Origin of the sequence: Pannus brasiliensis CCIBt3594 (genome assembly GCF_036688125.1) — a bacterium.
In the GTDB taxonomy this organism is placed as follows: domain Bacteria; phylum Cyanobacteriota; class Cyanobacteriia; order Cyanobacteriales; family Microcystaceae; genus Pannus; species Pannus brasiliensis.
In genome coordinates this window covers 22,682-43,880 of record NZ_JBAFSM010000038.1, presented here as the reverse complement: position 1 = coordinate 43,880, position 21,199 = coordinate 22,682, and the positions used below count along the sequence as shown (strand labels likewise).

At 52.3% G+C, this 21,199-nt stretch carries 22 protein-coding genes and 1 tRNA gene; 6 read left to right on the top strand and 17 right to left on the bottom strand.

Annotation, left to right across the window (positions count from 1 at the left end):
• Positions 1-46: 46 nt before the first annotated feature.
• From V0288_RS17740 to V0288_RS17725, 4 genes are all read right to left on the bottom strand, one after another.
• Positions 47-967 (bottom strand): NAD(+) kinase, encoded by a 921-nt coding sequence (locus V0288_RS17740; RefSeq protein ID WP_332866481.1) that lies wholly within the window; start codon positions 965-967, stop codon positions 47-49.
• An 81-nt stretch (positions 968-1,048) separates the two neighbouring features.
• On the bottom strand, positions 1,049-2,551 hold the full coding sequence (gene malQ, locus V0288_RS17735) for a 4-alpha-glucanotransferase (protein ID WP_332866480.1): 1,503 nt from the start codon (positions 2,549-2,551) through the stop codon (positions 1,049-1,051).
• A 126-nt stretch (positions 2,552-2,677) separates the two neighbouring features.
• Positions 2,678-3,373, bottom strand: a complete 696-nt coding sequence (locus V0288_RS17730) for a response regulator transcription factor (protein WP_332866479.1) — start codon at positions 3,371-3,373, stop codon at positions 2,678-2,680.
• Between the two features lie 37 nt (positions 3,374-3,410).
• Positions 3,411-3,581, bottom strand: a complete 171-nt coding sequence (locus V0288_RS17725; RefSeq protein WP_332866478.1) for a hypothetical protein — start codon at positions 3,579-3,581, stop codon at positions 3,411-3,413.
• 127 nt (positions 3,582-3,708) lie between these two features.
• Here V0288_RS17725 and V0288_RS17720 point away from each other — a divergent pair, with 127 nt between their 5' ends.
• Positions 3,709-5,901, top strand: a complete 2,193-nt coding sequence (locus V0288_RS17720; protein WP_332866477.1) for a putative PEP-binding protein — start codon at positions 3,709-3,711, stop codon at positions 5,899-5,901.
• A 170-nt stretch (positions 5,902-6,071) separates the two neighbouring features.
• On the opposite strand, the gene V0288_RS17715 is transcribed toward V0288_RS17720, so the two are convergent.
• From V0288_RS17715 to leuB, 9 genes are all read right to left on the bottom strand, one after another.
• Positions 6,072-7,739, bottom strand: a complete 1,668-nt coding sequence (locus tag V0288_RS17715) for an ABC transporter ATP-binding protein/permease (RefSeq protein ID WP_332866476.1) — start codon at positions 7,737-7,739, stop codon at positions 6,072-6,074.
• 100 nt (positions 7,740-7,839) lie between these two features.
• Entirely contained in the window at positions 7,840-8,388 is a 549-nt protein-coding gene (locus V0288_RS17710) for a hypothetical protein (RefSeq protein ID WP_332866475.1), read from the bottom strand.
• A 102-nt stretch (positions 8,389-8,490) separates the two neighbouring features.
• Entirely contained in the window at positions 8,491-8,853 is a 363-nt protein-coding gene (locus tag V0288_RS17705) for a hypothetical protein (RefSeq protein ID WP_332866474.1), read from the bottom strand.
• A 263-nt stretch (positions 8,854-9,116) separates the two neighbouring features.
• The gene (accD, locus tag V0288_RS17700; protein WP_332866473.1) at positions 9,117-10,064 is read right to left on the bottom strand and encodes an acetyl-CoA carboxylase, carboxyltransferase subunit beta; all 948 of its coding nucleotides are present in this window, start codon (positions 10,062-10,064) and stop codon (positions 9,117-9,119) included.
• Positions 10,065-10,179: 115 nt separating this feature from the next.
• Positions 10,180-10,389, bottom strand: a complete 210-nt coding sequence (locus V0288_RS17695) for a hypothetical protein (protein ID WP_332866472.1) — start codon at positions 10,387-10,389, stop codon at positions 10,180-10,182.
• Between the two features lie 39 nt (positions 10,390-10,428).
• Positions 10,429-11,238: a prepilin peptidase gene (locus V0288_RS17690; RefSeq protein WP_332866471.1), complete on the bottom strand. Its 810-nt coding sequence runs from the start codon at positions 11,236-11,238 to the stop codon at positions 10,429-10,431.
• A gap of 317 nt (positions 11,239-11,555) precedes the next feature.
• Entirely contained in the window at positions 11,556-12,665 is a 1,110-nt protein-coding gene (locus tag V0288_RS17685) for a choloylglycine hydrolase family protein (protein ID WP_332866470.1), read from the bottom strand.
• A gap of 835 nt (positions 12,666-13,500) precedes the next feature.
• Entirely contained in the window at positions 13,501-13,761 is a 261-nt protein-coding gene (locus V0288_RS17680; RefSeq protein WP_332866469.1) for a hypothetical protein, read from the bottom strand.
• Positions 13,762-13,834: 73 nt separating this feature from the next.
• The gene (gene leuB, locus V0288_RS17675; RefSeq protein ID WP_332866468.1) at positions 13,835-14,920 is read right to left on the bottom strand and encodes a 3-isopropylmalate dehydrogenase; all 1,086 of its coding nucleotides are present in this window, start codon (positions 14,918-14,920) and stop codon (positions 13,835-13,837) included.
• A 17-nt stretch (positions 14,921-14,937) separates the two neighbouring features.
• On the opposite strand from leuB, the gene V0288_RS17670 reads away from it, so the two are divergent.
• Together V0288_RS17670 and V0288_RS17665 are read left to right on the top strand one after the other, a co-directional pair.
• Positions 14,938-15,111, top strand: a complete 174-nt coding sequence (locus V0288_RS17670; protein WP_332866467.1) for a hypothetical protein — start codon at positions 14,938-14,940, stop codon at positions 15,109-15,111.
• A gap of 243 nt (positions 15,112-15,354) precedes the next feature.
• Entirely contained in the window at positions 15,355-15,588 is a 234-nt protein-coding gene (locus V0288_RS17665; protein WP_332866466.1) for a hypothetical protein, read from the top strand.
• Positions 15,589-15,871: 283 nt separating this feature from the next.
• On the opposite strand, the gene V0288_RS17660 is transcribed toward V0288_RS17665, so the two are convergent.
• From V0288_RS17660 to V0288_RS17650, 3 genes are all read right to left on the bottom strand, one after another.
• The gene (locus V0288_RS17660; RefSeq protein ID WP_332866465.1) at positions 15,872-17,038 is read right to left on the bottom strand and encodes a hypothetical protein; all 1,167 of its coding nucleotides are present in this window, start codon (positions 17,036-17,038) and stop codon (positions 15,872-15,874) included.
• A 130-nt stretch (positions 17,039-17,168) separates the two neighbouring features.
• A tRNA-Ser gene (locus V0288_RS17655) sits at positions 17,169-17,253 on the bottom strand.
• Positions 17,254-17,303: 50 nt separating this feature from the next.
• On the bottom strand, positions 17,304-18,227 hold the full coding sequence (locus V0288_RS17650; protein ID WP_332866464.1) for a TIGR04168 family protein: 924 nt from the start codon (positions 18,225-18,227) through the stop codon (positions 17,304-17,306).
• A 216-nt stretch (positions 18,228-18,443) separates the two neighbouring features.
• Here V0288_RS17650 and V0288_RS17645 point away from each other — a divergent pair, with 216 nt between their 5' ends.
• From V0288_RS17645 to V0288_RS17635, 3 genes are read left to right on the top strand one after another with little or no spacing between them, the layout of a single operon-like run.
• Positions 18,444-19,085 (top strand): DUF488 domain-containing protein, encoded by a 642-nt coding sequence (locus V0288_RS17645; RefSeq protein WP_332866463.1) that lies wholly within the window; start codon positions 18,444-18,446, stop codon positions 19,083-19,085.
• Positions 19,078-19,515, top strand: a complete 438-nt coding sequence (locus V0288_RS17640; protein WP_332866462.1) for a DUF488 domain-containing protein — start codon at positions 19,078-19,080, stop codon at positions 19,513-19,515. The genes V0288_RS17645 and V0288_RS17640 overlap by 8 nt, the downstream gene beginning before the upstream one ends.
• Before the next feature lie 10 nt (positions 19,516-19,525).
• Positions 19,526-20,323 (top strand): dual OB domain-containing protein, encoded by a 798-nt coding sequence (locus V0288_RS17635; protein WP_332866461.1) that lies wholly within the window; start codon positions 19,526-19,528, stop codon positions 20,321-20,323.
• Between the two features lie 91 nt (positions 20,324-20,414).
• Here V0288_RS17635 and V0288_RS17630 read toward each other — a convergent pair whose 3' ends face one another.
• Positions 20,415-20,963 carry a LabA-like NYN domain-containing protein gene (locus V0288_RS17630; RefSeq protein ID WP_332866460.1) on the bottom strand — a complete coding sequence of 183 codons (549 nt, stop codon included), beginning with the start codon at positions 20,961-20,963 and terminating at the stop codon, positions 20,415-20,417.
• Between the last annotated feature and the right edge of the window lie 236 nt (positions 20,964-21,199).

The following is a 21,199-nucleotide window of genomic DNA, read 5'->3' as shown; positions in this document are numbered from 1 at the left end:
TCCCCTTTCCCCGAAAAACCCCTTTTCCCGAAACACTCCCCCATTTTTAATTATGTCGATTCCCGTCGTAGGGAAAGCGCGCGCCGGCCCACTGGAGTTTTTCCCGTAACGTCTGATAGAACGAGTACGTTTCGCGCAGGATAATAAATTTGGCGAAATGCTCCGATTTCGTCACTCCCACCCATTGCCCCGGCCAGATCGAGGTGGCTAACGCGCCGTCCATCCAGAGTTTCGTATTTAATTCGTAATCTCCCAACGGCCAGATATTCACCATCGACGCGGGGGGAATCACGATCGGCCGACTAGACAGACTCAACGGACAGATCGGGGTCACGGCGATCGCTTCCATGCCGGGATGAATAATCGGCCCGCTGGCGGAGGCGGTATAACAGGTCGATCCGGTAGGGGTAGCCACTAATAAGCCGTCCCCCTGATACTGATCGATCATCTCCCCGTCTACCTCCACTTCGAGGATCGAGGTGGGCATCCGATCGATACTCGCCGGTTTCACGCACATCTCGTTGAGCGCGTAAAATCGATCGCTGGCGACTCGCGGCGAGTTTTTATCGCCCTCGTACAACCGCGCGGTTAACATCATCCGTTTTTCCACCGCGTAGCGATCGCCCTGCAATCGATCCCAAACCGTTTCCGTATCCTGAAATACCTCGAAAGGTTCGGTTAAAAAGCCCAGATGTCCCCCCACGTTCACGGCGAGGATAGGAATTCCCTCCGCGGCCAGATGGCGCGCCGCCGCTAACACGGTTCCGTCCCCTCCCAAGACGATCGCCAGATCGATCTTCTCGCTGGCCGAGGCGAGGAAAACGGGATAGGGATTATCCTTAAAGCCGCTCGGCCCCATCAGTACCTTACACTGACGGGCTTCTAACTGTTTGGCGCACGTTTCCGCCCACGCCTTACTCTGAGCGTGGTTCGCTTTATGGGCGATGATCACTTGTTTGAGTTCCACGGCTTTCGATCGGGGTGAGGGAGCGAGAAAGGAAAAGATAGGGAGCGGGGGAAGGCGAGAAACGTTCCCCCGTCGATCGATCTAGCGATTCCGACCGAAGAAATACACGAGATCCCGCAATCGATCGCCGTATTCGTCCTGTAACGCCTCGCCGCGATAGCGCCACGCCCAATTTCCCTCGGCAACGCTGGGAGTGTTCATCCGCGCCTCGGAACCGAGACCGAACACGTCTTGCAGGGGAACGATCGCCTGATTCGCCACCGAACTGTACGCGAGTTGGATGAGATCCCAAGCCACCCCCCGATCGCTCCGACAGCCGATATACTGATACAGTCGCGCTCTCTCGTGTTCGTTAGCGTTATCGTGGAACCATCCCACCGTCGTGTTATTGTCGTGGGTTCCCGTGTAGATGACGCTATTGCGATCGACGTTAAACGGTAGATAGGGATTCCCCGCGTCACTCCCGAAGGCGAAATGTAAAATCTTCATCCCCGGAAAACCGTAATGATCGCGCAGATTTAACACCGCCTCATCGATATCGCCCAGATCCTCGGCGATAATCGGTAATTTCCCCAAACGATCGCGGATCGCGTTGAAAAGATCGTATCCAGGCGCTTTAATCCAGCGTCCGTTCATCGCCGTACTCTCCCCAAAAGGAACCGACCAATACGCTTCCAACCCGCGGAAATGGTCGATCCGGATGATGTCTACTAGAGACAAAACCCCCTTAACCCGACGCACCCACCAGTCGAAGCCGGTGGACTTGAGATAATCCCAATCGTAAAGCGGATTCCCCCACAATTGCCCCGTTTCCGAGAAATAATCGGGGGGAACACCGGCCACCTCGATCGGGTTCCCGCTATGAGGATCGAGGCGAAAAACGCGGGGATTCGCCCAAACATCGGCGCTATTGCCCGCGACATAGATCGGGATATCGCCGACGATCTGGATATTCAGCGCGTTCGCGTACCGTTTCAGCGCTAACCACTGCTCGAAAAACTCGAATTGAACGAATTTATGGAAGAAAATCTCGTCCCGTAACTGTTCTCGGGGATAATCCAACGCGCCCCAATGCCGCTCGCGGATATTCTCCGGCCAGTCCGTCCAGGGTTTTCCCTCGTGAGCGTTCGATAACGCCATAAACAGCGCGTAATCCTCCAGCCAATCGGCATTCCCCCGACAGAATCCCTCGAACTGTCGGTAAAGAATTGTATCATTGATCTTGACAAAATTACTCGCCGCCTTACGGAGTAGGGAGACTTTCCAAGCGATCGCCTTGTCGAAATCCACTCGATCGACGGGAAATTCCGGGATATCTTCCAGATCCGACGGCTCTAGCAATCCTTTTTCGAGAAGGATATCCGGGCTAATCAACAGGTGATTTCCGGCGATGGCGCTGAAACTCATATAGGGGGAATTCCCGTAACCGGTCGGCCCCAACGGCAGGATCTGCCAGAGTCGCTGGGCGCCCCGCGCGAGAAAGTCCACGAACCGATAAGCCTCCGTTCCGAGGTCGCCGATGCCGTAACGGCCGGGAAAACTGGTAGGATGGAGCAGAATACCGCTAGAGCGGGGAAAAGGCATAAAAAATCTCCTTTGGGAGTGAGAAAGGTGCTAGGGAGAGGGGGGAGAGGGGGAAGATGAGGGAGAGGGGGAAGAGAAAGTGATATAAGAAGATCTATCCTCCTGTCTCCTGCCTCCTGACTCCTGTTAAGTGGTTAAGCCGTGTTTTAGGGCGAAACGAACGAGTTCTGTGCGGCTATTGGTTCCCGTCTTGCTAAAGAGGCGACTGACGTACTTTTCCACGTTGCGAACGCTGGTATCGAGACGACTGGCGATCTCTTTGTTCATCAATCCCTCGGCCACGAGATCGAGGACGCTTTGCTCGCGGGGGGTGAGATCGACCTTAACGGGGGATGGCGTGGTGGTGAAGGTGTTCTGTTGACCGAACCGTTGTTTTAGCTCGCGGATCTCGCGGGCGATTTCCTCTAGTTTCGCGTTCTCGCTATTCGCTTGTAGGGACTGACGACGACGATCGATCAACGATTTCACCAGCGCTTCGAGTTCTTCCGGATCGAAGGGTTTGGAGAGATAGGCATCGCACCCCGCGTTATATCCCTGGATTCGATCGCTCGTCATGCCTCTCGCGGTCAGAAAAACCACGGGAATCGTCTGAAAACGGGGATCTTCCCGCAATTTCTTTAAAAACTGATAACCATCTACTTGAGGCATCATGATATCGGAGATAACCAGATCCGGGATCTCCTCTTGGAGTAAGTCCCACGCTTCGTTCGCGTTACTGGCAACCCGGACTTCTAGATCGTCGCCGTACTCTAAATACGCTTGTACCGATTCGCGAACCCCCGGTTCGTCATCGACTAACAAAACTTTCGCGGGTGTGGACATGAAGCTCTCGCGTGATGATTGACAATTCCGTACCTCTCTAATAGTAGCCGTTTTCGCCCGTCCGATCGCCATCGGGAGGTGGGGGAGGTGGGGGAGATAATGATATTGTTTCCTCCTGACTCCTGACTCCTGCCTCCTGACTCCTGACTCCTGACTCCTGCCTCCTGACTCCTGACTCCTGCCTTCCAGAAATCCGGAAAGTCTTCACGATCGCTCTCGGGATAGAGCGTCACAATAGAGATACTATCTATCGATCGCCCTAGCAGATAAAAGCGGAAAGTTTTCATTTTTTAAGAATTCCTTTACAATCATCTCAGAATTCTCGACAGAATCCCGTGACCATTCTCTCCTGGCTCGATGGTGTCTCGTCTCTCGATCGCCCTCTGGTGGGCGAGAAAGCGTTCGTCTTGAGTGAGTTACGCCGGAGAGAATACCCGATCGCCGATGGTTTCACGATTATCAATACGGCTTTTCAACAATTTTTTGAAAATATTAACGATTCTGCCTCGATGCTGGCGGATTTCCCCCACTCCTCTCTCTACTTGGATATCGACGATTCCAAGGCTCTTCAGGTGGTGGCGCGGGAGAGTCGCCGGGTGATCCGGGAATCGTCCCTTCCGGGGGAATGGCTGGCCGAATTGACGGAAGCCGTGGGAAAACTGCGATCGGACGCGCTGATCTGGCGATTCTCGTTACCGGGGACGATCGCGCGACGATCGACCGGGTTACTGACCGCGCCGGTGAGCCGCGCCGACCCGGAATCGATCGAGAACGCCCTAAAAACCGCCTGGGCGGAGCTATTCACCGCGAAAAGCCTATTTTACTGGCGCAGGATGGGAATCGGGCTGGACACGGTACGATTGGCGATCCTGGTACAACCGCTCGTCAACGCGGTCTGTTCGGGGAGGGTGACGGTCGAGACCGATCGCTTGCGGATCGAGGCGACCTGGGGCTTAGACCGGAGTTTACGCGATGGCGAGGTGGCCCCCGATATCTATACCGTTCACCGCGGTAACTATAAATTGCTCGATCGCCAGCTAGGGATGAAGTCGCGCGCCTATTCTCTCGCTCTCTCGGGAGATCCCGTGACCGCGCGCTCCCCCGACCTCGAAGAACAGGAAACCTACTGTCTGGATAACGCGACGCTCGATCGAATCCTCGAACTCACGGGTTCCCTTCTCGCCGAAAAACCCAGCCTAACCGGTTGGCACTGGTCGATCGATGCCGATTCGCGGCTCTATCTCCTCAATTGCCATCACGAGGAGACGGTTTCCTCTCCCCTCTCCTCCCCCCGTTTCCCGCTCAAAGGACTCGCGGCCTCTCCCGGAATCGTTTCCGGGGTGGCGCGGGTTGTCACCGATCTCGACCAGATACGGGAGAATCTGGAAAACAGCATTCTCGTCACCCCGAGTCTCCCCCCCCATCAACTCACCCATCTCCGCTCGCTCAAGGGGATTATTACCGAATACGGCGGGATTACCAGCCACGGGGCGATTCTGGCGCGGGAGTTGGGAATTCCCGCGGTGGTGGGGGTTCCCAACGCGACGAGCGCGCTTCGATCGGGGGAAACGATCCTTCTCGACGGCACGATGGGACTGATTTCTAAAGGCGATCGGGCGATCGAACGCGTTGACTCCGTTCCCCTCGCGCCGATCGATCCCACCCCCATCGGAACCCGTTTGATGGTCAATATCAGCCAGATCGACAGTATCGATCGGGTTTTAACGCTCCCGGTGGACGGGATCGGTTTACTGCGATCGGAGTGGATGCTCGGCGAACCGCTCTCCCGTCGTTCCCTGCCGGAATGGATGGAATTAGAGCGGAGAGAGGAATTTATCGGGGAAATCGCGTTGCTGATCGGACATTTCGCCAGCCGTTTCGCGCCGCGTCCGGTTTTCTATCGCTCCTTCGATAATTCGCTGGAAAACGACGGGGAGGATCGACGGGGAACCCTCGCGTACACCCTCGATCCCACCTTCTTCGAGTTAGAATTGCAAGCTTTGCGACGGGTACAGACGGACGCGACCAATGTAAATCTGATTTTACCCTTCGTCCGCTCGATCGAGGAATTTATCTTCTGTCGCGAACGCGTGCGGATGGCCGGACTCACCGGGGTTCCGTCGTTTCAACTGTGGATCATGTCCGAGGTTCCCTCGGTGATCTTCCAACTCCCGGACTACGTTCGCGCGGGGGTTCAGGGAATCGCTATCGGGACGAACGATCTCGCGCGCTGGCTACTGGGGATCGATCGGGATCGTCCCCCCCGTTCGGAACAGTTAACCACCCGCCATCCCGCGCTTCTGGCCGCTTTAAAACAGACGATCCAACAGGCGCGACGGCTGAATATTCCCTGTAGCGTGTGCGGGGTGTCGATCGTGGAAAATCCCGATTCGATCGACGATCTGGTGAAATGGGGGGTGACGAGTCTTTCCGTCGATCCCGATTCGGTGTTATCCACCCGCGAGGCGATCGTGCGATCGGAACGACGATTATTATTAGAAACCGCGCGGGAAACTTCTTTCGAGTAACCGGACGATTCGCTACTATTTTCAGGTATCCGAAACTTATCAGCTTCGGGGTTGAAAATCCACGCCGTTCCCAAGAGAAACCGCTTCTTCGGCTCGGGCTAACACGAACAACCCCTTACGGTAGGCGTATCTATCTCGATCGCCATTCTCAAGATTCCGAGAACCGAACGTTATCCGAGCGCCACCCGAGCGCTTTCCTCGTCGTTGAGAACCCGCCATTTTCCCTTGCCTAAAATTTCGACGATCGCTTGATGGTAGGGAATTAATGTCGGACGGTGGCCGACACTGATATAAGTAATATCCGAATCCCGCAACATTTGATAGAGATGTTTCTCGTTCGGCACATCTAACGCGCTGGTAGATTCATCGAGAACCGCGTACTTAGCCTTACTAAAAAACAGTCGGGCGAAACTCAATCTCTGTTGTTCTCCTAACGAGAGAACATCCGCCCAATTCAACTCCACGTCAAAACCGCCCACGCGTTCGGCCAGATCGGCTAGATTCACTTTGTTTAAAATCTCCTGTAGGTCGATATCCTTCACTTCCCGTTCGGTACGCGGGTAGAGAATCTGATTTCTCAGGGAACCCAAGACCATATAGGGACGTTGGGGAATAAAGAAAATTTCCTCGGTTTTCGGGCGGTAAATATAGCCCTCGCCGGCGTTCCATAATCCCGCGACCGCGCGCAGGATCGAGCTTTTTCCTGAACCGGAAGCGCCCATGATTAAAATTCCCTCGCTATCGGGAATCTCGATCGAGATATCCTGTACGAGAGTTCGTCCTCGATCGGGGGTTTGTAACGTTAGATGACTGAGCGCGAAACGGGGTTCGACCAGGGTATTAACCACCGACTCGCGGGGATCGCTTTTTTGATTTCGATCGAGATAATCGGCGAAAGTTCCCAAACGTTTGATCACGGCGGCGAAAAGAGTTAATCCCTCGAAAGAACTGGCGAACCAACTAAAAGCCCCGACGATCGTTAAAAAAGCGGGAACGGAACGAGTGACATCGCCGATGGTGATCTGTCCGGCGAAATATTGGGGGGCGAGAATCAGATAGGCGAGAATCAGAACGGTAAAACTTAAACTAATATTGATCGCGCCCAAGAGACTATTGGGGGGGATTTTCGCGTGAAGAACCTTCAACAATCGGGAGAATCTCGCTCGAACCATCGCTTCTTCTTCCGCTTCTCCCTCGTAAAAGGCGATCGATTCGCTATGGTTGCGAACGTGAACCAAACTATACCGGAAATCCGCTTGATATTCCAAATTTTTAAAGTTTAACGGCGTGAGAACCCGACCGATGAAAAAACTGATGAAGGTTTGCACGATCGAGGTTACAATCGCCAGAAAAACCAGTTCGTGATTAATCGTCCAGAGAATCTTGATAAACAGAAACCCGCTCAAAATCGTACTACCGAAGGAAAGAGTGTATTCTAGGGAATTGTTGATAAAAGACTCGATATCCTCGGAAATACGCTGATCGGGGTTGTCGATCGCCTTGCTCGCGTTGATATGATAGAACGCCCGATCGCTAAAATATCGATCGAGGAAATCATTCGTTAACCATTCCCGCCAGTACAGTTGTAATTTCCTCTGAATAAAATTTGCCGAGAACCAGAACAAAATAAAAACGAGTAACATTCCCCCGAACTGGAATAAAGAACGCTGAAAATCTTCTACCTTTTTATCGGTTAACGCGGTGGTAAACTCTCCCTGATAGCGATTCAGTAAAGCGCTGGCCTCGTTATAGATAACGATGAAAAGAATCACCAACGCCAAGATACCCCAAGCGCGCCAGCGTTCCTCGGATAGCCAATATCGTTGGCTACTAACCAAAACCAACGTAAAAATTCTTGTAATTGTTGAAGTTTTTTCATCTTTTTTGGAATCCCGTGCGAGATAAAGTTAACGATCGAAAATCCGTTCGCGATGTTCCCTAGCGGATCGATCGGGGTACGCTACCTTCGGGAAAGAGAACTTTTCCTTTAATTACTGTCTTAGAAGGAATTTCCGGTAGAGTAGAAGGATTGAGCGGGTATTTTTTCCCGTCATATTTTAGCGCGACTTTTTTCGGCTCGATTCCCCCCCCGCTCACCTCGACGATTAAATCCCGCCATCCGTTCGTTTTGCGATCGCTGACGGTGATAGGAGTCTGAATTAAGGTGGAAGTGGATACGGGATGAAATTGCCGAGCGTGTCCGTGAAATACCTTCATCGTACAGCCCCCGGAACCGCACCAATAACTACCGATCAGAACCACGATCGCGTCGAGACTTCCATCGCCGTTAAGATCGATCGTTTCGGCAAAAACTTTTTGATCTTCGGGGTTAATTCCTTGAGGTTTCAGTTCGGGGGTTATCTCTTTTAATAAAGCTTTTTTCAGTCCGGGATCGAGCGGTTGGTTATTCGATCGAACGGGAAGAGAGAGAGCGCCGAATAGAAAAGAAAACCCGACCCCAATCGTGATGAAACGTTGATACTTCATTAGATCCTTGTATTTTTGTAAGCGAGGTATCCGCGATCGGCATTAAAGTATTCAGGATACAAATTCGCCGATCGTCGATATCGCGCAATATTTTTAATCGCTCTAATTGCTCGATTGAATGACCGATTCGCGGATCGGTTGCTCTCCATCCGTACCGATAATGAACTGTTGTCGATCGATAATATAATTACGCTTACCGTCAGACCCCCGAAACTTTCTGCCTTCCTGCTGGACGGGAATCCGTTGGTAGCCCGTCCCGTCGTGGAAAGTTAAAATCAACTGATAGCTCGCTTCCCCCGGACAGATCGTGATTAAATAGCTCTTGGTTTTAAAAGTCGCTCTCTCTTTCCTAGTGCCACAAACACTAAAAGCGATCGCGCTCGTGTCGTAACCGGTAAAAAAAGGAATAGCGATCGCGAAAGAAAGAGCGATCGCCGAGAGTTTCCAAACCGATCGATAAGTCATTAATTTTCACTCCTCTTGACGGGAAAATTCTACGATAGCGGACGGGGGATTTCGGGGGACGGTTCCGGATCGTGTTCTCGATCGACGGCCGCGCTAGGGTAAAACACGCCGTCGCGCGTTTCCACTAGCGAGGCCATTTTCCCGCTCCTAGAGAGGTTTCCCGAGACATTTCACCCAGATCCATCCGGGAAGTCGATCGCCCCGATTTTCGCGCCCCCCGTAAAACGCTCTCACCCGTATGGAATCGCGCTTTTTCCCGAAAACTAATCGGGAGAACTCGGGAGCGGGACGTTGAGGGGAACCAGTTCGGGAGTCTGGTAGTGATGGGCGTTCAGCGGGGAGAGTAGAGGGAAAAAGGGCTGATGCAGGCCGATCAATCCCGCGATGGTTTTCTTCAGTTGGGTACGCGGTACGATCGCGTCCACGAAACCGTGTTTCAGTAGGTATTCGGAAGTTTGGAAACCGTCGGGTAACTTTTCCCGTAGGGTCTGCTCGATCACCCGTTTGCCCGCGAAACCGATCGTCGCTTTCGGTTCCGCGAGTATAATATCGCCCAGCATGGCGAAACTCGCGGTGACTCCCCCGGTGGTGGGGTTGGTTAAGACGGGAATATACAGTAATTTCGCCTCGCGATGGCGTTCCAGCGCGCCGGAAATCTTGGCCATCTGCATCAGGCTTAACATTCCCTCCTGCATTCTCGCGCCCCCGGAAGCGCAGACGATCACCACGGGGAAACGCTCCTCGGTGGCGCGCTCGATCAGCCGGCAGAGTTTTTCGCCGACCACCGATCCCATGCTACCGCCCATGAATCGGAAATCCATCACCCCGAGCGCGAGCGGTAATCCGTCGATCGTGCCGGTTCCCGTGTGTACCGCGTCGATCAGTCCCGTTTTCTCCTGGGTTTCCCGCAGGCGATCGCTGTAGGATTTGCGATCGCGGAATTTGAGGGGATCGGTGGGTCGGATCTGTTCGTCGATCGGTTTCCAGGTGTTCGGGTCGATTAACTGACGGATTCGCTCCTCGCTCTCGACGCGGTTATGATGCCCGCAATCGTTACAGACCAATTGATTGGCCAGTAAATCCTTCGTGTAGGCGAGAACGCCGCAGTTCGGGCATTTCGTCCAGAGACCATCGGCGATCTCCCGTTCCTGTTGCTGTTGAACGTTCGGTTCCGTTTTCTGTCGATTGGCGAACCAGTCAAATAGAGACATAGATCGGTGGGTGGGGATTACTAAAGTTAACGTGAGATGATGGGAGCGGGAAGGGATGGCGGATTCCCGCTATCCGAGCTTGAATCCCGTCCCCGTACTGACAACGCGCGAGAATTTATAGACTTTCCTCTAGGGGACTGATTAATAAGAGAGCCGTCCAGCGATCCTGTTGACGGACTTGGAGTGCCGCTTGATTCCCCTGACCGCAATAAACGCCGAGACCGATATCGATCACCCGGCTGGGGATGTCGTGAGCGGCGAGCATTTCGTGTAGGAAATCGGCTTCCCAGCGGCTAGGAGTGGTTCTAATGGTAATCCAGGACACAAAATGTATTGTATCAAGTAGTGAAGGACAAACCGTGTTTTAAAAGGTGGGAAAAAATAGCGTCAGGTAAGTGGAAACGATCGCCTTACCCCAGAAGAGACTGACGAGCGCCCCGAGGGAGAGATAGGGGCCGAAGGGCATCTCCTGTAGCCACCGTCTTTTGCCGAGTACGATTCCGAGCAGACCGATCGCCGAACCGATGAGACAGGCGACGAACGTGGTGACGAGAAGCGATTGCCACCCCAACCACGCGCCGATCATGGCGGCTAATTTCGGGTCTCCCCCTCCCATCGCTTCTTTTCCCAGGATGAGGGTCGCCCCGAAACGCACCAGATCGAAACACCAGATTCCCACGGCCGCGCTGAGGAGCGCCCCGAAGAGATAGGAGGCTCCCTGTTGATTTTGCCATCCGAGGGCGAATTGAAAAACGAGACCCAAGAGTAAGCCCGATCGGGTGAGAGCTTCGGGTAGGGTCATGGTATCGAGATCGATCAGGGCTAACGCCAGCAACCAACTCAGGAAAATCCAGTAGCCGATCGTGTCGAGGGAAAAGGCGAAGTCTTGAAAGACGTAGCAGAATAATAATCCGGTGACGAACTCGATCGCCGGGTAGCGAAAGGAGATCTCGGTTTTACACCAGCGACACCGACCCCGTAACCAGAGCCAGCCGACCACGGGGACATTCTCGGTTTTCCCCAGCCGGTGGGAACATTTCGGGCAGTGGGACGGGGGATGCACGATCGACATCCCGTTGGGCAGACGGTAGACGACCACGTTGAGAAAACTACCCACGCACGCGCCCCACGCGAAGACAAAGCCGGTGGTAAAGAGATCGAGAAGGAATTCCATAGAATAGCGGTTGACGGCTCGGGATCGTTCCGTTTACCTTTCTAGAATACCCACACATTTCGGGATTCGTTTCTCCGATCGATAGAATATTGGCCGCGACTCTACAGAGGCCTAGATCCCGACGAGCCGTGTCGCCCTTAGGAAAACCGTTTGATAGACCACGCGCGGGTCGGGGATTAATACAGCGTCCTAAAAATACCGAAACCCTGATGATTCCGCGGGCGAGAAGCCCGAAAAAATCCAAAACCCGCGAGATATAGGGTCGGAGACGGAATTACCCGCGCGCCGACCCTAGCGTTACGGAGATCCCTATCCGGTTATCGGGGCGAGGCCGCGGGCGTGGGAGTTACCGTTGTGAACTCCTCGCGATCCTCTTTTCCACCCATCGGGTATTTGGAGATATACGACGCGTTGATTTCCGCTTCCATCAAATTCACCACCCGGATCTGGCTGTTGTTGTAAGTCCGGAAGAAGAACCGTTTCTCCTTGAGATCGTTAACGCTTGTCCAGATCGTATAGTCGGCCTCGACCTTTTCTCCGTGTGGCTCGCGGGCTACCCCTTTAGGAATGTCAAAATTGTTCAGGATATGGAACGCCTGTAGAACCGCGTCGCGTCCGGTTTCCAGCAATTCCGGCAAGATCGATCGGCTGAACGCGACCGCGCGCACGAAGCGAGAGGGAGGGGTTAAATCTCCCGGCATACCGAGCATTCCCGTACCCTGACCGAAGGGTTCGATTTTCACGGTGTCCTTCTCGATCCCTTCTTCGGTGATATAAGGCGGTACCTTTAGTTCTAAAGGATGAAGGTTCGTGGTCGAGAAATTGAGGTAGTTCCGCAGATTGGTCATGTGCCAATCGAAGGCAGGTGAATTGGACATCACACCGAGCGGATTGTTGTGAACGTTGAGCTTGCCCTTGACGTACTCGATCACGATGCTCTGACCGGATGCGTCGTGTACCACGACATGGACTGGCGGGGCGAAGCCCATTTCCTCGAAAACGACATCGGCGACGACGAGATTCTTGATCTTTGTTCTGACCTCATCGACAGTCGCGTGTTGCTCCAAGATCCACGAGCCGAGTTCCCAGGGCGCGATGGTTCTGCTCGCGTCTTCCTCGGTATAGGACATATACCCGGCGCTCGTGGGAAAATAGAAGATCCCGGCGGCTAATCCCGCGGAATTTAGTCCATCGACAATCACATCCATGCCGAAACCGTTAGCCCCGACGCAAGCGTATTTCGCCGTCCATTTAGCCCCTTTTCCGGCGCCGTCTAGGTTATTCTCTTTCGTCGCGGGCACGGTTCCGTAGCGCTCGTAACCGACGGGAACCACGATCACTTCCGAGCGAAGATCGACCCCGAATTCCATTGTCCGAGCGTGAACGACCGTGCCGTCCGCCGCGATTAATCTGATACCGGTACACATTTAGGCTTTCTCCTTTTCCGATCGGGAAAATAAAAGGTTGTATTCGCTTTTTAAATATACGGTAAGCGATCCAGCATTGTCGCGTTTTTAAGTTTTTTATAAGACCCATAAATGCCTTCATACAAACATAAAACGCTTCTTATTTTTTGCGCTTTAGATACAGCGGCTTCTCGGGGATACGAAATACGTTTTCGAGACTGAAATCCTTTGGTAGTAAAAGTTTTCCTGTGATTTACCTTGATGGAAAAGACTATAAAACCTTTATTATGGTTATATAGCACTATCCGTCGGGAACGGACATCGACCACTTCTAGAACTACACCGAGCGCGGATTTCTAGCGGATAGCCGACCGCTGATAACTTAGCGCTATAGTTGTTAAAGTCAATAAAAATCAGAGCGGGTCGATCGTGAACGATCGCTCTAGAGACTCTCGATCACCCGGTTCCTCTTCGATGGCGATCGGCTCTCTTGTACCGCGTGTGAAAATGTGGGTATTCTTGATAGCTCTCTCGTTTGGCAGAACCTGAAAGTCTTATCCGGAGACAGTTCTGACAATTATAAGCGAGGCCGATCGCGCGGAACGCGAGAGAGCCTGGCGATTTTCGCGGCGATAAAATATTCGCCACGATCGAGGAAAGTCTAGATCCCGACGATTGGCGCGAGAACCCCGATCGATCCCGGCAATTTCAAGCGGGGAACGGGGGTGGAAAATTAAATCCTAGAACGTTTTCGACTGTTACAATCCGGAACCGGCCGCCAATCGATCGCTAGACGAGCGCGGAAAAATCCGTCAGTCCGATCCGACTGACGATCGGGCAAATCAAACCGAACCGATTAATAGGCTTCCGCCTCGATCTGTTTGATGGGGACGAAACACTCGCCCGGCAGGAGAATCGGTTTACTGTTAAAAATCAACTGACCGCGGTGGTTCTCGCGATGGATAGCCACACCGGAAGGACGTTTCGCGACTTTGTTATTGAGAGCGCAATAGGTGCGGTAAATTCTCCTAGCGGCTCGTAAGAGGGTGGGATCGAGTAAAATCGGGATTTCCATGTCCTCGGTCGGTTGTACTGATTTCTGCGATAGGGCTACCATCTCGTTCTGTCTCCCCACTATTAAGCTTGCTTACTTCATGGTATACGAGGATCTCGGAATCGGGACGCTTTTGTTAAGAATCTAAAACTTTTAAGAGCGCGTCGCCCATGCCCCGACAGCCCACTAGGGTCATTCCTTCCGAGAGAATGTCGCCGGTACGGTAGCCGAGGTCGAGGACGGTCAATACCGCTCGCTCGATCGCTTCCGCCGCTGTCGGTTCGTTTAGCCCGTATTTTAACATCATGGCCGCGCTGAGAACCTGGGCGATCGGGTTGGCCTTGTCCTGTCCCGCGATATCCGGCGCGGAACCGTGGACGGGTTCAAAAACGCCCGCGCCGTCCGCGCCGAGACTGGCGGAGGGTAACATCCCGATACTGCCGGTTAACATGGCGGCCGCGTCGGAGAGAATATCGCCGAATAAATTCCCGGTCACGATCGTGTCGAATTGTTTCGGGGCGCGGACGAGTTGCATGGCGGCGTTATCGACGTAAAGGTGCGACAGTTCCACGTCGGGGTAATTCTCGCTCATTTTGATGACCCGATCGCGCCACAGTTGGGAAACGTCGAGAACGTTGGCTTTATCGACCGAACAGAGTTTCCCGCGACGTTTGCGGGCGATCTCGAAGGCGACGCGGGCGATGCGATCGACTTCCGATTCCGAGTAAACCATCGTGTTCACGCCGCGTTTCTCGCCGGTTTCGGTCTCGAAGATGCCTTTGGGCTGTCCGAAGTAAATCCCGCCGGTTAATTCGCGCACGACCATAATATCCACGCCCTCGACCACTTCCCGCTTCAGGCTGGACGCGTCAATCAGTTGCGGTAGGATGGTCGCGGGACGCAGGTTCGCGAAAAGGTTCAGACCGGCGCGCAGGCCGAGTAAACCGGTTTCCGGCCGTTGGTGACGGGGGAGGGTATCCCATTTATAGCCCCCGATGGCGGCCAGAAGTACCGCGTCGCTGTTTTTACAGGTATCCAGGGTTTCGTGGGGGAGGGGATTCCCGGTCTCGTCGATCGCGGACCCGCCGATTAACGCGGTCTGGAAGTCGAATTGTAGGTCGAATTTTTTACCGATGACTTTCAGTACCTCCACCGTCACGCCGAGGATTTCCGGCCCGATGCCATCACCGGGAAGTAGGGTAACGCGATACTGGTTCGTCATGGTCGATCGATCGGGTAATGTGCCAACGTTCTATCATACCGCGTCGATCGACCGTAGACCTCCACGCGGAATTCAAAAATTGTCGTGTGGTTAGGGAGTCAGGAGTCAGGAGTCAGGAGTCAGGAGGAAGAATGCAGAATATTTTAGCTAAGAATTTGACAAAAAACCTAGTTTGTCTAGTAAATTTCTAAACTTTTAAAGTTTTTAGAGCCTTAAAAACGAATTTCGCGAGAGGTCTCTTTTTCGAGTTTCGAGAGGATGGACAAGAGCGATCGGGATTCGATCGAGCGGAGCGGAAAATCACGCGATCCCGACAATATTAATTCACGAGTTCGTATCGGAAAAAATCGAAAGGAGTAGCGCGAACGATCGGTTCGTGATATTTTCGATCGAGATACGCGAGATCCTTCAAAAAAAGAAAGTCGCCATCAACAATGTCAACTCCCCTTTGGTTTACCCTACGTCTAGTCGGTTTCGGCGTTCTCTTCGTGCCGGCCTTCAGCCATCTCCTCACGAGCTTCCTGCCCGATTTTTTCGCCCAAATCTTAACCGCGCTTGTCTGTATCGTTCTCGCGATTTTCATCGACGATCTGATCTTTGAAGAAAATCACGGCGATCGACTTTTGAAAGCGCTAAAACGCTTTTGGAAATCGGGAAATCGCTTGTAAATTTGTCGGGAAAGAAGACGGGAGAGTGTTTCGGCAAAAGGAAAAAAACGACCAGTAATTTCTTTCCCTTTGCCCTTTATTCTATTTTCCTGGTTCTCGCTTCTCGGTGGATTATTACCGTTTTCTCGGTGGATTACTGGAATGACACAGCTAAAATGAGGCAATAGATATTTGACGAAGTTGTTATAGATCAACGCTTTTTCGTTTTTCCTAACGCCCTATTTTAGCCGTGTCTATCCACTACGGGAATAACAGGAATAACGGAATTAACGGGAAGAACCGGTTAACTCTCGTGAATCCCGGCTTCTCCGGCTTGGATGGCCGCTGATTCCTCATCGATATGAGTGGTTTTCGCCGTGTCGAGTTTCACTTCTTGGAAGAAAATCACGAAAGCGACCGCGATATTTTCCACGAAAAAGAGTTCCCAATGGTAGATAGTTAGGGGAGGGAAAGGAACCCGCGCCATCCAGAAACCTAACTTGTAAACGCCCCATTCTAGGCTTAACGAGAGCGTTTCCCAAAGGACGATCGCGGGTAATTTAATTAAGATATAAACGATGAGAAAATTGACGGCGATCGTGCCTAAATTCTGTAATTGATAGCGCGAGACCGTTTCCACGACCCGCGCGGAACTGACGGTATCGCTAAGGATGTAGCGATCGAGAAATCCTTGAAATCCTAAACCGGGAAACGGTAGATCGACAATCCCGTTGGTCGGGGGAGAAATGTTTTCCCGTCGAGCGCGATTGGAGGGTAAAAGATTGATCGCCCACTCGCTGACTTTGAAAAAAAAGTCGATCAAACGGAGACCGATTCCCTTAACGGCGACGGTGTTGGAATAGGTTTCCAATCCCCCGTGAGTGGCGATAAAAAGGGCGATGATCAACGGGCCGCCGAACACGGTAATGGGAATAAATAAACCCTGCGCGGGGGTATAGGTTCCTACCGTCACATCCCCCGGCAGAAAACGCCAAACCAAAAGACTCAAGCACAATAAAAGGAGAAACCAGACGAGAAAGGTTCTCGGCCACTGTTTCCAGTAGGCGCGCCAACGGGGAGTGAATTCACCGACCGCGCGATGAAAGGATTCGCGGGTGGCGAGAATCCGTTTCATTACCGGGTTCGGTTCCCGTCGCGCGCCCGGAGTCGGGACGGGTACGGTTTTCGTTGCCGTTACGGTTTCGGGAGTCGCGACGGGAATGGTTTTCACCGTTTCCGTCCCCGTTACGGTGGCGTTGGTCGGGGCGATTTCTTCGGTTTCCGTCAAAATTTCGGGAGTCGCGACGGGAATCGTTTCCACCGTTTCCGTCCCCGTTACGGGTTCTGTCGTCGCGGCGTTTGCCGGGGCGGTTTCCGCGGTTTCCGTCAAAATTTCGGGAGTCGGGACGGTGGGTTCTGTCGCCGCGGACTCTTCGGTTCCCGTTCCCGTCAATTCACGATCTTCAGCCATAAAACTGGTGACATAAAGAACAGACACGAGGTCTACTCTCATGGTAGCGAATCGCGCCGGGGGATCGCGCCCGACCTCGGTACGAGAATCGCGGGCGTTGGTTCGATATTCGAGAAAAAAAATCTATCAACGGAGAGGGTGGGATTTGAACCCACGAACTATTGCTAGTTACTCGATTTCAAGTCGAGCGCGATCAACCACTCTGCCACCCCTCCAAGGTTAGCGGATCTTTATCTTATCAAAGAACCGAAAAAGAACTGAAGCGTTAAACCGCCTCTAAAACGGTCTCGGAGGGGTGATATAGGGTCTCGCGCTCGATAATTTCCCGGTTATCGTCGATCCAGACGAGATCGGCACTGGTGACGCTTCCCCGATACAGGGTGACGAGGGAGAAATTGCGGGCGTTTCCCGCCGGTGAACTGACGACGCGGGGAACACTGGCGGCGTTGAGGTACACGGTTCCCCCGTCGGCTGTTACCAGTCGAGTTCGTAGACGGGCGGAGGTGTGACGGAGACGGTGGTGCATATGGCCGAAGGTGACGAGGGAAACTCGTTTTCCCAGCGCGCGCGATCGTTGGATGGCGACCGCGAGATCGGGATCGCCGTGATCGCCCCCGAGGGGTTGCCAGTCCCGGCCGCAGATGGATTCCGGTTCGTCTCCCAGTCCGAGGGGGCCGTTATGACCGAGGAAAATTAGGGTATCGTGGGCGGTTTCGCGGACGTTTTCGAGGATTTTCTCGATCGATTCCTCGAAGTTACTAACGTTGTAGCGTTCTTTATAAAAATCTCGATTTTTCCACTCGGAACCGCCCCAGCTAAAGGGACGACCGCCGACGATCGAGAGTTGCAGGTCGGGTAAATCCAGTTTCCCGTAACCGACATGAGATTCCCCGAGTAATTCTAACTGTTCCCGAACGCGATCTTCGATCGAGCGATCGTAGGGGCATTGTTTACGACCCCAGGAGGATGCGGTATACCACGCGTCATGATTTCCCAGGATAACGGCCGTGGGAATCGGCAATCGGGCGATCTGGCGAACCACTCCGACGGCCTCGTTGCCGAAATCCCCGACAAATAACGCGAGATCGATGTTTAAGGCTTCTAGTGCCTCGTTATCGGCGCTCGACCACTGATCGTGGATATCGCCGGTGACGGCTATTTTCAGGGGTCGATCGAGATGGCTTACCATGAGGACAATTCCGACGGGGATCATTATTTATTGTAAAACGCTATTGTAAAACGTTCCCGCCGGATGGAGTCGGACGAACTCGGAAAATCATCGATCGGGTCGAAGCGATCGGGGAGACGGGGAACGGTTTTTTTCGGGATCGATCGACCGCGACCGCGCGCTGGAATTGCCGAAAAGGAAGGGTAAAATAAAGGGGGTATCGTTACGATCAAAGGAATGAAACCTCTATTCACGATCGGACATTCTAACCATAGCCCCGAAAGGTTTCTCGAATTACTCCAACAGCACGGAGTGACCGCGCTGGCCGATGTCCGTTCCTCGCCCTATAGCCGTTACCTTCCCCACTTTAATCGAGTGCCCTTACAATCCTATCTCGCTCGATCGGGCATCCGCTACGTGTTTCTCGGGGCGGAATTAGGCGCGCGACCGAATAATCCCGATTGTTACGTGGAAGGGAAAGCGCTCTATGAAAAAATAGCGGGGACGGAAAGTTTCCAGCGAGGATTGCAACGCGTTCTGAAAGGGGTTCAAAGTTATCGCGTCGCTTTGATGTGCGCGGAAAAAGATCCCCTAACCTGCCATCGGGCGATTCTCGTGTGTCAACATCTCGTTCCGTTTAATTTGGAGATCGGACATATTCATAGTGATGGGGAGGTGGAATTTCACGAGAATCTAGAGGAAAGGATGCTCCGGTTACATCATCTGGAAGATCCCGCACCGGCGCTCCAGCTTTCGTTGTTCGCGGATTCGATCGATCCCCCGCTCGATCGAGCCGAACGTCTACGGATAGCCTATCAAAAGCAAGGCGATAAAATCGCTTTTGTCGAACAGAAACCAGAAGAGGAAAAAGATGATTAGATTATTCACGATCGGTTTTACCAAGAAGTCCGCGGAAGAGTTTTTTGAAGGACTCCAGAAAGCGGGGGTTCGGAAGATTATCGATACCCGTCTCCATAATACCTCTCAATTATCGGGGTTCGCCAAACAAGCGGATTTACAATATTTTTTAGGAAAGATCGGCGAGATAGACTACAGGCACGAAACCGCTCTAGCTCCCACGGGAGAGATGTTAACCGCGTACAAAAAGAAAGAAATTTCCTGGGAAGAATACGCCGATCGATACTTACATCTGATCGGTGAGCGAAAAATCGAATCGATACTCGACGGGGAAAGTTTACAGGATGCCTGTTTTTTATGTAGCGAGGATAAACCCCATCATTGTCATCGTCGTCTCGCGGCCGAATATCTACAATCCCGACGGAACGATCTCGAAATTATTCATCTATGAGGGGTAGCTTATGAAGATAATCTGTTTGGCGAATTCCTATAAACGTCAGGGAAGGTGTATCGCGGGAATCGATATCGATTCGGGACGATGGATTAGACCGGTTTCGGATCTGGAGGATGGGCAAATCCCGATAGAGGACGAGCGGATCGATGTGGAAAAGATAGCGATTTTGGATATGGTGGATATCCCGATCGACCCGCGGAGAAAGCCGAGTTACGAGATCGAAAATTACCGATATACAGAGCATCCGTGGCGCGTCGTGGATCGGGCGAAAGTTATCGATCTGTTAGGTTATTGTGAACGGGAACTTTTATATCGGGAATACGGAGGGGCGATCCCTTTTGACGATTTAATCGATCGATCTCCCGCGAGAACCTTACAACTGATCGAGGTAAAGTCCCTCAGTTGTTATCGAAACGCGCGGAATCGCTGGAAAGCGAAGATTTTGGACGAGGACTATCATTTCTCGGATTTCGAGTTAAGTATTACCGATCCGATCGCTTTAGAAAAATTGAATCAGGGGAAAAGTTTAAGTTCCCATTGTTTGATCTGTATTAGCTTGAGTAAACCGTGGCAGGCTACCTCGATCGATGATTTCCTGTGCTATCGATTGGTGGCGGGAATTATCGAACTTCTCCCGGAATTAGAGATGATCTTACAGGAGATGGAGCGGGTGGGTTGGGATAAAGAAAGAGGCAGACAGTATTTACGGGAAACATTTCACAAAGAATCCCGCTATCAACTGAGTTCGATCGAGGCGCGCCGGTTTCTAGGTTATTTACAAAACTTACCGTCGGGAAATATCTAGCCCGATCGAGAAATTCGGGGAAAGCGTCCGCGAAAACGCTTTCCTCGAAACAGTTCTCTTCGATCGAGAAACGATTCGATTCGGACTCGGTTTAATAATCCTGTTTCTCGATTTCCCGACGGATATCGTTGAGATCGATATAGCGATCGGTGGCGTTGCGTAACTCCCGCGCGATCATCCCCTCGGTAGAAACGACGGTAATGTGGGTGTTTTTAGAGCGGAGAAGTTCGATCGCCCGCTCGAAATCGCCGTCCCCGCTGAAGAGAATCACCCGATCGTACTGATCGACGGTGTTAAACATATCGACGACGATCTCGATATCGAGGTTGGCTTTTTGCGAGTAACGTCCCGAACTATCGTCGTAATATTCCTTGAGAATTTTCGTTCTCACGGTGTATCCCAAACTGATCAGGGCATCGCGAAAACCCCGCTGATCTTGAGAATCTTTTAGTCCCGTGTACCAGAAAGCGTTAATTAAGGTGATATTCGGATCGCCGGTGAAAAAGTTTAAAACCCGTCGGGGATCGAAAAACCAGCCGTTTTTCTGTTGGGCGTAAAACATATTATTCCCATCGACAAAAATCGATAACCGATCCTTCGGCCGACCGTAATTACAATGACAATTATTCGTTTCTGTCATACAAAATACATACCTAAATTTTTATAGAAATAAACGATAAAATTACCGAGACAGTAATTTCACAGATCGATCCGAGCTATTTCCGAGGAAATAGCCGAAGTTGAACGAGTAAGAAGGTAGCAAGAAAAAATAAAATTAACTTTTTTGTCTGGGAGACAAAATCGAGAATAGGTAAAGCGGGATAGGGTTAGGATTTAGGAATGATACAGGAAGTAGAGCATTTTGATAGAAATTAA

Excerpts from the sequence above, each read along its gene's own strand:
- V0288_RS17705 (WP_332866474.1), bottom strand. The coding sequence starts at position 8,853 with ATGACTTATCGATCGGTTTGGAAACTCTCGGCGATCGCTCTTTCTTTC.
- V0288_RS17685 (WP_332866470.1), bottom strand. The coding sequence starts at position 12,665 with ATGTGTACCGGTATCAGATTAATCGCGGCGGACGGCACGGTCGTTCAC.
- V0288_RS17710 (WP_332866475.1), bottom strand. The coding sequence starts at position 8,388 with ATGAAGTATCAACGTTTCATCACGATTGGGGTCGGGTTTTCTTTTCTA.
- V0288_RS17690 (WP_332866471.1), bottom strand. The coding sequence starts at position 11,238 with ATGGAATTCCTTCTCGATCTCTTTACCACCGGCTTTGTCTTCGCGTGG.
- V0288_RS17670 (WP_332866467.1), top strand. The coding sequence starts at position 14,938 with ATGTGCCAACGTTCTATCATACCGCGTCGATCGACCGTAGACCTCCAC.
- accD (WP_332866473.1), bottom strand. The coding sequence starts at position 10,064 with ATGTCTCTATTTGACTGGTTCGCCAATCGACAGAAAACGGAACCGAAC.
- V0288_RS17680 (WP_332866469.1), bottom strand. The coding sequence starts at position 13,761 with ATGGTAGCCCTATCGCAGAAATCAGTACAACCGACCGAGGACATGGAA.
- leuB (WP_332866468.1), bottom strand. The coding sequence starts at position 14,920 with ATGACGAACCAGTATCGCGTTACCCTACTTCCCGGTGATGGCATCGGG.
- V0288_RS17640 (WP_332866462.1), top strand. The coding sequence starts at position 19,078 with ATGATTAGATTATTCACGATCGGTTTTACCAAGAAGTCCGCGGAAGAG.
- V0288_RS17730 (WP_332866479.1), bottom strand. The coding sequence starts at position 3,373 with ATGTCCACACCCGCGAAAGTTTTGTTAGTCGATGACGAACCGGGGGTT.
- V0288_RS17650 (WP_332866464.1), bottom strand. The coding sequence starts at position 18,227 with ATGGTAAGCCATCTCGATCGACCCCTGAAAATAGCCGTCACCGGCGAT.
- V0288_RS17665 (WP_332866466.1), top strand. The coding sequence starts at position 15,355 with ATGTCAACTCCCCTTTGGTTTACCCTACGTCTAGTCGGTTTCGGCGTT.
- V0288_RS17645 (WP_332866463.1), top strand. The coding sequence starts at position 18,444 with ATGAAACCTCTATTCACGATCGGACATTCTAACCATAGCCCCGAAAGG.
- malQ (WP_332866480.1), bottom strand. The coding sequence starts at position 2,551 with ATGCCTTTTCCCCGCTCTAGCGGTATTCTGCTCCATCCTACCAGTTTT.
- V0288_RS17630 (WP_332866460.1), bottom strand. The coding sequence starts at position 20,963 with ATGACAGAAACGAATAATTGTCATTGTAATTACGGTCGGCCGAAGGAT.
- V0288_RS17635 (WP_332866461.1), top strand. The coding sequence starts at position 19,526 with ATGAAGATAATCTGTTTGGCGAATTCCTATAAACGTCAGGGAAGGTGT.
- V0288_RS17660 (WP_332866465.1), bottom strand. The coding sequence starts at position 17,038 with ATGGCTGAAGATCGTGAATTGACGGGAACGGGAACCGAAGAGTCCGCG.